This window comes from Acinetobacter sp. IRS14 (assembly GCF_034650275.1).
GTDB classification, from domain to species: Bacteria; Pseudomonadota; Gammaproteobacteria; order Pseudomonadales; family Moraxellaceae; genus Acinetobacter; species Acinetobacter oleivorans.
In genome coordinates this window covers 18239-29138 of record NZ_JAOVFN010000029.1, presented here as the reverse complement: position 1 = coordinate 29138, position 10900 = coordinate 18239, and the positions used below count along the sequence as shown (strand labels likewise).

Annotated in this window: 12 protein-coding genes; 8 read left to right on the top strand and 4 right to left on the bottom strand. The window is 37.2% G+C overall.

Annotation, left to right across the window (positions count from 1 at the left end):
- Positions 1-182: 182 nt before the first annotated feature.
- From ODQ17_RS17685 to ODQ17_RS17675, 3 genes are read left to right on the top strand one after another with little or no spacing between them, the layout of a single operon-like run.
- Positions 183-686, top strand: a complete 504-nt coding sequence (locus ODQ17_RS17685) for a YfiR family protein (protein ID WP_004796328.1) — start codon at positions 183-185, stop codon at positions 684-686.
- A 5-nt stretch (positions 687-691) separates the two neighbouring features.
- Positions 692-1915, top strand: coding sequence for a diguanylate cyclase domain-containing protein (locus tag ODQ17_RS17680; protein ID WP_005065229.1), 1224 nt, complete (start codon positions 692-694; stop codon positions 1913-1915).
- A gap of 14 nt (positions 1916-1929) precedes the next feature.
- Positions 1930-2409: an OmpA family protein gene (locus ODQ17_RS17675; RefSeq protein ID WP_004796325.1), complete on the top strand. Its 480-nt coding sequence runs from the start codon at positions 1930-1932 to the stop codon at positions 2407-2409.
- A gap of 51 nt (positions 2410-2460) precedes the next feature.
- On the opposite strand, the gene ODQ17_RS17670 is transcribed toward ODQ17_RS17675, so the two are convergent.
- Complete coding sequence (locus ODQ17_RS17670) at positions 2461-3471, bottom strand: metallophosphoesterase (protein WP_322905303.1); 1011 nt, start codon at positions 3469-3471, stop codon at positions 2461-2463.
- A 106-nt stretch (positions 3472-3577) separates the two neighbouring features.
- Here ODQ17_RS17670 and ODQ17_RS17665 point away from each other — a divergent pair, with 106 nt between their 5' ends.
- A complete protein-coding gene (locus ODQ17_RS17665; protein ID WP_322905301.1) occupies positions 3578-5203 on the top strand; it encodes a phospholipase D family protein in 1626 nt (541 codons plus the stop codon).
- On the opposite strand, the gene ODQ17_RS17660 is transcribed toward ODQ17_RS17665, so the two are convergent.
- The gene (locus ODQ17_RS17660) at positions 5204-6013 is read right to left on the bottom strand and encodes a lysophospholipid acyltransferase family protein (RefSeq protein ID WP_013196820.1); all 810 of its coding nucleotides are present in this window, start codon (positions 6011-6013) and stop codon (positions 5204-5206) included.
- A 214-nt stretch (positions 6014-6227) separates the two neighbouring features.
- Between ODQ17_RS17660 and hflX the strand changes: the two genes are divergently transcribed.
- The 4 genes from hflX (at position 6228) to ODQ17_RS17640 (ending at position 9187) form a co-directional block, all read left to right on the top strand.
- Positions 6228-7571: a ribosome rescue GTPase HflX gene (gene hflX, locus ODQ17_RS17655; RefSeq protein WP_322905299.1), complete on the top strand. Its 1344-nt coding sequence runs from the start codon at positions 6228-6230 to the stop codon at positions 7569-7571.
- A gap of 33 nt (positions 7572-7604) precedes the next feature.
- Positions 7605-7976, top strand: a complete 372-nt coding sequence (locus tag ODQ17_RS17650; RefSeq protein WP_005299915.1) for a hypothetical protein — start codon at positions 7605-7607, stop codon at positions 7974-7976.
- Between the two features lie 10 nt (positions 7977-7986).
- Positions 7987-8661 (top strand): LrgB family protein, encoded by a 675-nt coding sequence (locus ODQ17_RS17645; protein WP_009388694.1) that lies wholly within the window; start codon positions 7987-7989, stop codon positions 8659-8661.
- An 82-nt stretch (positions 8662-8743) separates the two neighbouring features.
- A complete protein-coding gene (locus ODQ17_RS17640) occupies positions 8744-9187 on the top strand; it encodes a DUF2147 domain-containing protein (protein ID WP_004796314.1) in 444 nt (147 codons plus the stop codon).
- Between the two features lie 38 nt (positions 9188-9225).
- Here the strand turns inward: ODQ17_RS17640 and ODQ17_RS17635 are convergent, their stop codons facing one another.
- Together ODQ17_RS17635 and rsmA are read right to left on the bottom strand one after the other, a co-directional pair.
- Entirely contained in the window at positions 9226-10065 is an 840-nt protein-coding gene (locus ODQ17_RS17635) for a symmetrical bis(5'-nucleosyl)-tetraphosphatase (protein ID WP_111856392.1), read from the bottom strand.
- A complete protein-coding gene (gene rsmA, locus ODQ17_RS17630) occupies positions 10066-10878 on the bottom strand; it encodes a 16S rRNA (adenine(1518)-N(6)/adenine(1519)-N(6))-dimethyltransferase RsmA (RefSeq protein ID WP_174744251.1) in 813 nt (270 codons plus the stop codon).
- Between the last annotated feature and the right edge of the window lie 22 nt (positions 10879-10900).

Genomic DNA, 10900 nt, shown 5'->3' with positions numbered 1-10900 from the left:
CGCCGATGGATGTGCATTATAGACCATTAATAACCTTTGACAACCCCTTTTTTAATTTAATATCACCACATGTTCGTTTTTTAGCCTTTTTGGTCAACTTTAGATGAGATATTAAACTTTTTTTACTTTATCAACTTCATGTAGAATAGATTATTCGTGCAATAGTTTGGCATTAACTCACCATGTGGCAGTTCGCTAAAAAAGTATTTGTTTGCATACTTGTAGTGTTTGCTACGAGTGGGCCTTGTTATGCCAATTCAAAACATAACTTCTATGTGCTTACTTTATCTATTCTAAGCTACAGTAAGTGGGAGAATGTAAATACTCCTACTCTTTGTATTATTGATAATCCCTCTATTACATCTACGTTTCAATCTTATATCCAGCAAATGTCTTATAATTATCGTGTTCAAACTGTAAACGCGAAAGATTTTGCTCGGTCACATTGTCAGGCTGTTTATTTTTCTACGACTTCGCCCCAACAACAACAAAGCCTTATTCAGAACTATCCTTACCGTTCTTTACTTTCTTTAAGCATTAATAATCCAGAGTGCGAAATTGGAAGTATATTTTGTTTATATAATCAAAATAATTACACTACCTTTAAAGTTAACTTAGATGCTTTAAGTCACTCCAAAGTTCATATTGATCCGAGAGTATTACTCTTGGCTAAGAATGCGGAGTAAGGATTATGATATCAAAGTTGTATCAGTCCACTTCATTGCATGCATTATTTAGAAAATCTCAATTTACTATTTTTGCAATTACTTTCTTTATCTGTTCTTTTACGTTTGTATCGATTTCTGTTTTTACAATGGAAACTTACGCCAAACAAAATTTGCAATTGCTTAGCCATACACTACTAGAGCGTATTCAGCCTGCAGTTGTATTTAATGACAAAATTACGATTGAGCAAATTTTGAATGAATATACGAATGACCATTCAATTCGTACTATTCATATTTATGATTCAGAACATCATTTAATTGCACAAAGTTTTAAATTATCAAGTCAGACTTCAATTTTAGAGGGATGGTTTGATCATTGGTTTCTAAATGAACCCGTTCATCTTACAATTTATCATCACGAGCAAAATGTAGGTGAACTCACGCTTTTTGGTAGTTCCGAAAAAATATTGCAGTTCCTCAAAATGATTATGGTAGGGCTGGCAATTGCGATGTTGTTTATTGTTTGTGCTTTGTGGTGGTCAGTAAACTTAACTTATCGTCAAATTATGCAGGCTATTTATCCACTTACGAATATTGCTCAAATTGTAAGTGAACAAAAAGCTTATAATCTTCGTTTTCCTTATAATCGAATTAAAGAATTTCAAGATTTAAATACCGTTTTTAATGAGTTACTTGAAGAAATTCAGATATGGGATAACCAGCTACAAAAGGAAAATCGTAAATTATCCTTTCAGGCTCACCATGACCAACTCACTTTATTGCCTAATAGACATTATTTTTATCAGATTCTCTTAGACATGTTTGAAGATAAGGGTTTTGATAACAAGTCTGCGTTATTATTTATAGATAACAATAACTTCAAAGCAATTAATGATCAGTTTGGCCATTTAGCTGGAGATGAAGTTTTAAAAGAAATGGCGAATCGTCTGCAAACTCGTCTACGTCATCAAGATTTTATTGCACGATTAGGCGGCGACGAATTTGCTGTCATTTTGCATTCCATTAGTCATGCTGATCATTTAATATCTATTGCTGAAAATTTACTCGAAAGCTGTAAAGAACCTTTGCATCTGAATGGTCAAACGATTTACTTCAGTTTTAGTGTAGGTATTGCTTTATCACAATTTGCATCTAGCCCCGAAGATTTCATTATGCAAGCAGACCAAGCAATGTATAAGGCTAAAAATTCGGATGAACACTGGTTTATTTATAAACCTGAAAATTAAATTTAGGCTAATCTATGAATACAAGATCTCTAAAACTCTCCTTTATTGCATTGTTATGCATTACTCTTGCAGGGTGCCTGAGTTTTGGTCCATTAAAATATCGTCAGGTAAAATTACTCAAAAAAGAAGGTTTCGTTCTTACCGATGAAGGATGGACTTTAGGTTTACCAGAACGTTTGTTATTTGACTTTAATAATGCAGAGTTAAAACAAAGTCATGAAGCTGAGTTAGTACGTCTAGCAAATCAATTGAATAAATATGACTTAAATAAATTGAAAATTGTGGGTCATACTGATGATGTTGGTGATGCTGCTTATAATCAAAAGTTATCTGAAGAGCGTGCACAAAGTGTAGCAAACCTTTTCTTAGCTCGTGGATTTAAAAAAGAAAATATCTACGTGATTGGTCGTGGTTCAACACAACCTTATGTTCCAAATACAACCAATGAAAATCGTGCGATTAACCGACGTGTTGCAATTGTCGTTATTCCATAAGTAAGTTTAATTCATAAAAAAAGCCAATCCTCTGTGATTGGCTTTTTTATTTTAAACTAACTCAATAATATCAATGGTTGGCGGCACTCTAAAACGTAAAGGAATTCCGACCATTCCTGTGCCAACGGTAACGAAGACATCTGCATGTTCGTGAGAGTAAAATCCACGTTTGTGACCTAAAATTGATACTTTTTTCATAATATAGTTAGTCAGCCATGGGAGCTCCACCTGCCCTCCATGTGTGTGTCCTGATAACATTAATGGACGATTTGGTAATTTAGGTACCATATCGACAGTATCTGGATTATGAGACAAAATTAACCAAGGTTTGTCTTGAGGTAAATCTGGCATGGAACGCATATCGGTTTTTCCAGCCCAAAGATCACCAATACCAATCAGACGAAATTCTTCAAAATCAACAATTTTTCCTTCGATATCAACAACTTCATTATAAAATAGAGCATCTTTTAATAATTGTTGAATCGGTGGGCCAGGATATTGCTCATCATGATTTCCAGGAACAGAGTAAACAGGCGCCTGAATTTCTTTTAAAACACTTAACTCTTCAATTAGTCGATCTTCTGGTTCATATGTCCAGTCACCAGCCACAACCACTAAATCTGGTTGCTGCTCATTTAATTTTCTAACTATGGTTTTTAGCTGACGTTCATGCCCTGAAAATAAACCAATATGTAAATCTGCAATTAGGGCTACTTTGACTGGCTTATTAAAAATACGATCTGGATTTAAGCGATATTGATGAGTATCGACACGGACTAGATGAGGTTCAATAAATCGGGCATAAATTAAAACACCACTTAAGAAAAAGATAAAAATACCTTGGTGAATTGAGTAGTAACCAATCCAAGCAGCATATAAATTAAAAAACCAGAGAGGAATAAGTAGATAAGAGAGATAAAATGCGAGTAAATGCACAAAAGCTTTAAATGGATGAATCGTCTCGGTCCGAGATTGATGAATCCAAGCCTCAGAAATTCCCCATAGAGCAAGTATTGAAAATATAAAGTAAAAACAAAAAATAATTGAATTTGGATTCCACATTACGACTCTCGACTTATCTTCTATTGATTGCTAGTAATCAAATTCAATATTTATCTTTCAATATGCACGAATTATACTCTAGCTCACGTTATCGTATGTACTGATTATGGCACAATCCTCTCATTCCAAACAGCTTCAAACGAATCAACAAGCTAGAAGCTTTTTGATAAAAGCCTCTATAGTCCTATGTTCTAGTTTTGCTGTGGGTTTGACAGGATGTAGTACTCTGCCAAAACATGGTGTCGAACCATTAGAATATGCAAATGATATCGATACATCGGAGACTTCACTTGCTCAAATTGTCACGCCCTTACGTCAGCAAAATCCCAAGCTAACGGGTTACCATGTCTTAAATGATCCATTGGAGGCTCTAGCAGCCCGCCTAAGATTAATTGATAAAGCCGAAAAGACTTTAGATTTACAATATTACATTTGGGATAATGACAAAGTTGGAGCTTTAGCTTTACATGCCATTATTCGAGCAGCTGATCGCGGAGTAAAAGTCCGACTTCTTATTGATGATAATAATGCAAAAAAAATGGAAGGGATCTTACTCGCTCTTTCTCAGCATAAAAATATTGAAGTTAAGCTTTTTAACCCCTACCGTTTCCGCAAATATCGTGCGATGGATATGGTGCTTGATTTAAAACGTATCAATCGTCGCATGCATAATAAAAGTTTTATTGCCGACAATGAGGTTGCTCTTATTGGCGGACGTAACATGACCAATCAATATTATAATGTAAGCGATAGCTATCAATTTTCCGATGTCGATGTGATGTTGGTCGGTGCTGCTGTTGATGATATTGTGAATTCTTTTGATGACTACTGGAATCATGAATACGCCTATTCAGTTCAAAGTATTGTAAGTCCTGAGCAGCACCGTTTACGCTATGAAGGATTAAAAGAGCAACTCGAAGCTCATTACCAACAAGCAACTGTCCAAAACTTTCTAAATTTAACTGCAAAATCACATGCATTTGATAAATGGTTAAATCACAATATTCAATTCGACTGGGTTAAAGCAGAAGTTGTCAAAGACTCGCCTGATAAAATTAAATCAAAGGCAAAAAAAGAAGAGCACTTAAATTTCCAGTTAATTAACCATCTGGAAAAACCAGAAAGCAACGTAGATCTAATCTCAGCTTATTTTATTCCTGAAAAACAAGGCGCTAAAATTTTAAGCACGCTTGCTAAAGAAGGTGTGGAAGTACGTGTTCTAACTAACTCGTTTAAAGCGAATGACGTTGCTGTTGTACATGCATTTTATGGGAAATACCGTAAAGAATTGCTTAAAAACGGCGTACAACTTTATGAATTTTTACCTACACCAGATAAAAGAGATTTAAATAAAAATACAGATGAGCTTGCCACTAAAGCAAAAGTAAACATGAAAGGATTAAGCCGCTCAAGCTTACATACTAAACTGATGGCATTAGATGAACAGGTTTTTATTGGCTCATTTAATTTTGATCCACGCTCAGCTTATTTAAATACTGAAATTGGCGTAATTTTAGATAGCCCTTCATTGGCTAAAACAATTCACCATACGATGGACGAAAATTTAAATAAATATGCTTATAAGTTAAAGCTCGACGCTAACAATCATATTTATTGGCAGCAAGAAACGCCTAATGGTCCTTTAATTTATAAACAAGAACCCGAGATGAAATGGTGGCAAAAAGCAGGCATGAAATTTCTTTCATGGCTGCCACTTGAAGGCTTCATGTAATTAATTTTTTGGCTTAAGTACTTTCTGATGTAGTTGAGCCAAACCTTCTACCATTTTTTCTTGAACTTCACGCGTTAAACTCTTCACATCATGCCCTTCCACTGAAATTGGAGGCAAAGTTAATAGATGAGCAGTTACTTTCGGCATTTCAAGTACGCGTTGAATATGTTCAGCAAATGACATGTCGCCAATGAATGGCGCAACTGTATCTAATTGTCCATGACGGTTTACATAACAAATTAAACAGACCTGTACTGGGCGTTGAGCCTCAATAGCAGCACCGAGCAAACGACCATGTACTTTCTTAACAGAATGGCCATCTGTAGTGGTCGCTTCAGGGAAAAACAATACAGGAATATTTTGTTTTAAGAATTCGGTAATTTGCTCACGAATTTTAACGGAATCACCAGATCCACGCTTAATAAATAAAGTGCCGCCACCTTTAGCTAGATTGCCTAAAATAGGCCAATTTTCAATTTCAGCTTTAGCAAGAAAGAAAACACGAGCTCCTGAACCTAAAACAGCAACATCGAGCCAAGAAATATGATTACTTACCCATAAAGCAGGTTCTCTAGGAATTGTTCCGTGTACTTCTACATCTAAGTTGAAAACCTGACATAAACGGCGGCAAAAATATTGAACATAGCGTGTATTGACCGGATTATTAGGATCTTTATAAAGGCCGTGTCGATAAACTAAATAAAAACCTTCACTAATTGCAGCGGTAGCCGAAGTGACTTTTTTTCCGTACAAACCTATTTTTGATAATTTCTTTAACGTTGAATTAACTATACTTTGCGTTTGAGCCATAAAATTTCACTAACGATCAATCATTGTTATACCCATCTCAAGCATTCTATACGTTTCAGAATAAACTTGCATTGATGATAGAGAATGGGAAAAAAATAAATTCAGACACCTCTAACAGCATTTAACTAATCTAAAGGATAAGAACAAACGCTTTCCCCTTTTGCATAAGTTTCATCTAGAATAAAGTTTTCCCATTTTCAGGATTTACAACCACGTGGAATATGTTGATCGGCATCAAGGCGGTGAACGCACAATTTTAGTGAGTGTTTCAGTACAATTATTAGATGATCTGGATGCCGAAGAGTTTGCTCTACTTGCACAGTCTGCTGGTGCAGATATCCTTGAACATATTAAGGTTCAGCGAAATAAACCCAATCCTAAATTTTTTATTGGTTCAGGAAAAGTCGAAGAAATTGCAGAGCGAGTTCAGGAACTAGAAGCAAGTCTGGTGATTTTTGACCATGCTTTGTCACCCGCTCAAGAACGAAATTTAGAAAAAATATTAAAATGCCGAGTCATTGATCGTACAGGATTAATTTTAGATATTTTTGCCCTGCGTGCCCGTACGCATGAGGGTAAATTACAAGTCGAACTTGCACAACTTAAACATTTATCTACCCGCCTTATTCGTGGTTGGTCAGCCGACTTTGAGCAACAAAAAGGTGGTATTGGCTTACGTGGCCCGGGTGAAACGCAACTAGAAACAGATCGTCGTCTCATTCGTGTACGTATTGCCCAATTAAAAGATAAATTAGAAAAGGTACATCAAACCCGTATACAAGGACGTGCTGCAAGACAAAAGGCAGCCATTCCAACTGTGTCGTTAGTAGGCTATACCAATGCTGGGAAATCGACTTTATTTAATATTTTAGCGAAAAGTGATGTCTACGCAGCCGATCAACTGTTTGCAACACTCGACCCAACATTACGTCGTTTGGAATGGGATGGTATTGGTACTGTCGTGCTCGCAGATACGGTAGGTTTTGTACGAAACTTACAGCATGATTTAATTGAATCATTCAAAGCAACACTTGAAGAAACCCTAGAAGCCACGCTTTTACTACATGTCATTGATAGTAATAGTCATGACATGCTTGATCAAATTGAAGCAGTTGAAAGCGTTTTAAAAGAGATTGGTGCAGATGCTCCAGTACTTCGGGTATACAACAAAATTGACTTAAGTGGTGAAGAAGCCAAAATTGTTTATGCCGAACCACATGTACCAGATCGAGTTTATGTTTCTGCTCACGCTGGCCTTGGTTTAGAGTTACTTCAAAAAGCAGTACAAGAATGTTTAATGGGGCAAATTCAAAAGTTTTCTCTGATTCTTAAACCGGCTTATGGCAAATTTCGCACACAGCTTTATGCCTTAAATGTAATTGAGTCTGAACACTACGATGATGCAGGCTTATTACATATTGATGTGCGTATTGCACCACATAAGCTGGAAAAGCTTATTCGCCAAGCAAAACTACCCTTAGAAGAAATCTTGGGAGAACGCGCTAATCAATTTAAGCGACCATTGGAAGAGTTTGAAATCAAGGGCGAGATCAGTTAAAACTCGATAAGTAAACTTTTAGAGATAAAAAATATGGATAAGATCAAAAGTATAGACTGGACAGCATGGGTAGCAACTTTACTACTCATTATTGGTTTTCGTGAAGGCTCTGTCATCGTCATGCGTGCTTTTGGTCATCCAGAATTAGGTAATCTGGTCGGGTTAATCAGCTTACTCACTGTTTTGATTATTTGGAGAAAGTTCAAAAAAATCCCTCTTCGAATAGTCGATACGAATAATAAAATCATGAAGGAAAGTGGTTTTGCTTTTTTACCTGTTTGTGCTGGCTCTTTAATTATGTTGGTGCATATGGGTAAAGAAATTCCACTATTCCTTTTTGTTTTAGTGGTCAGCACCCTTATACCTTTGTGGGTCTATGCAAAAATGGCAAAACGTTGGTTATAAGGAGAATAAAATGTTTACGATTTTCTACGGTTTTTTGATCACACTTATTGGTTATCTATGTGCAAAACCTTTAAACCGACGCTTTCCGCAAGTTCCACTTTTAGTTTTCGGCATGTTCATTGTCATTGCGTTGCTTTCAGTTTTACAAGTTCCTTATGAACAATATCGCCTTTATGTGAATGACTTATTTGGTCATTTATTAGGTTATGTCACAGTAGCCTTAGCCATTCCTTTAGCTGCAATGCGTTACGATGATCTTCCAATTAAATCGGTCATCGGTATTTTACTTTTTGCAAGTATTAGCGCCGTTGCTTTGCCTATGGGCCTCGCTTACTTGTTACATATGTCGGAACCTACCATTCTTGCATTTGCAACCCGCGCGGTGACTACCCCCATCGCCTTAAATATCGCAACGTTATTGCATGCTCCTGAAACGCTGGTAACGCTTATTGTTATTTTATCTGGCGTTATTGGAGCAGCTTTTTCACCGTTTTTACTTAAGCATATTCATGATGAAAGAGCATCTGGATTAGCCTTAGGTTTAGCTGCACATGCCATAGGAACAGCTCAAGCATGGCAACGCGGACCCGTTGCAGGTCGCTATGCTGCATTTGGTATGGCTTTAAATGGCGTATTTACTGCAATTTGGCTGCCTACATTAATGTTGTCACTTGGCACACCATAATTAAGAAGCCTATTAAATAAACATTGAACGGTATATCAATTCGAAATAAGATGACCTTTCAATGTTAAAAGGATTTTTAATCATGGGGAAAATTTTTATTGGAGCTCTGCTCTTACTGGGGATCAACACTGCTACATTTGCAGCAGACATTACAGGTCTTTGGCAAACAATTGATGATAAAACTGGTGCTCCCAAAGCACAGGTAGAAATACGAAAAGAAGCAAATGGGACATATGCCGGAAAGATTATCAAAGTTACACCACGCCCAGGTTATACCCCTAAAGAGATTTGTGATAACTGCCCTTCGCCGTATACCAATAAACCAATTATAGGATTGGATATTGCAACTGGCTTAAAACAAACAGATGATCTTAATTATACAGGTGGGAAAATTTTAGATCCTAATACTGGTAAAGTTTACGGGCTTAAAGCAAAACTCAGTGCAACTGGTAAACGTCTTCATATGCGTGGATATCTTGGCGTTTCAGCATTAGGCCGTAACCAAATTTGGTTACGCGTAGAATAAAACTTAATAATAAAAAAGCCGCTTATGCGGCTTTTTTATTACATCACTGGATTTTCAACAGCAAAGATTTCTTTATCTTCAAGGCGATAAGCCATTAATTTTCTGCCCCAGACACAGCCGCCATCAATATTCTGAATCTGATCATTAATAGTTCTGCCCTCAAGCGCAGCCCAATGGCCAAAAATGATTTGATGAGTTTGTGCCGCTTTGCTCGGAAATTCAAACCAAGGTAAATAACCTTCTGGCATTGGCGCATCTAGAGCATCTTTAAAACTGAACTCTAAAGCCCCTTCTGCATTGGTTAAACGCATGCGAGTCAAATAATTGGTAATACAACGTAAACGCGCTGAACCGGTTAAGTCGTCTTCCCACAAATCTGGTTTTGAACCATACATTTCTGCCAAGAAAGCATCCAATACAGATAAATCTTGATGTGAGAGTACTGCCTCAACCTCTTTTGCAAGCGTTGCAGTCTTTTGTGCATCCCAAATACAAGGTATACCTGCATGAGTAAGAATTGTGTGCTCGTTCGGGAATAAACATAAAGGTTGTTTCCGCAACCAGTCGATTAACTCATCGCCATCAATTGCATCAATAACGTCTTGCGTACGATCTTTTTCTTTAATCTCTTTTAAACCACGCGCGCCAGCCACTAAAGTCAGATCATGATTTCCGAGTACAGTTGCAGCAGCGCCGCGATCAGCAAGTTTTTTAACAAACCGTAAGGCACCCACTGAGTTTTCGCCACGAGCGACCAAATCACCTGCAAACCACAAAAAATCTTGGTCTGGATCAAAACGTATTTCTTTAAGTAAGGCCTTCAGAGCTTCAAAACACCCTTGTACATCGCCAATCACATAATTAAAACGTTTAGTCATTTATGCCACCATTTGATCGGCTAAAGCAACGAATTGAGCAAGTGTTAACGTTTCTGGACGAGCCATCGGATCAACGCCTGCTTTTTCAAAACCATCGTCAGCAATCATACCTTTTAGACTATTTCTTAGGGTTTTACGGCGTTGGGTAAATACATGAGCAACCAAACGAGCTAAAGCTTTTTCATCTTTTGCAACAATTGGTTTTTGTTCATATGGAACAAGGCGGAAAACAGCACTTGTTACTTTAGGTGGCGGGTTAAATGCACCAGCTGGCACTTCAAATAAAAACGTAGGTTGGCAATAATACTGAATCATTACCGACAAACGCCCATATTCTTTTGTGTTTGGTTCTGCGGTAATGCGTTCAACCACCTCTTTTTGCAGCATAAAGTGCATGTCTTTAACTTTACTGCCAAATTCCAAGAGGTGGAAAAGTAATGGAGTTGAAATGTTATAAGGTAAATTACCAACCACACGTAATGGTCGACCATCTTTTACCAGTTCATTAAAATCATATTTTAATGCGTCAGCTTCGATAATAGTTAAACGTTCAGGATGTGGAACGCGTTCTGGCAAGCCTGCCGCTAAATCACGATCTAGCTCAACCACTGTTAATGCATCACACTCTCCAATTAAAGGAGAAGTTAAAGCAGCCAAACCAGGTCCAATTTCAACAACATTTTCACCCGCACGCGGATTCACCGAGCGCACGATTTTGGCAATGACTCGTTGATCATGTAAGAAGTTTTGACCAAAACGTTTACGAGCTTTATGCCCTTCATCTTTCGGGTTTAGGGCATTAATTTGATACATATAACATTTCCAACATGAAAAA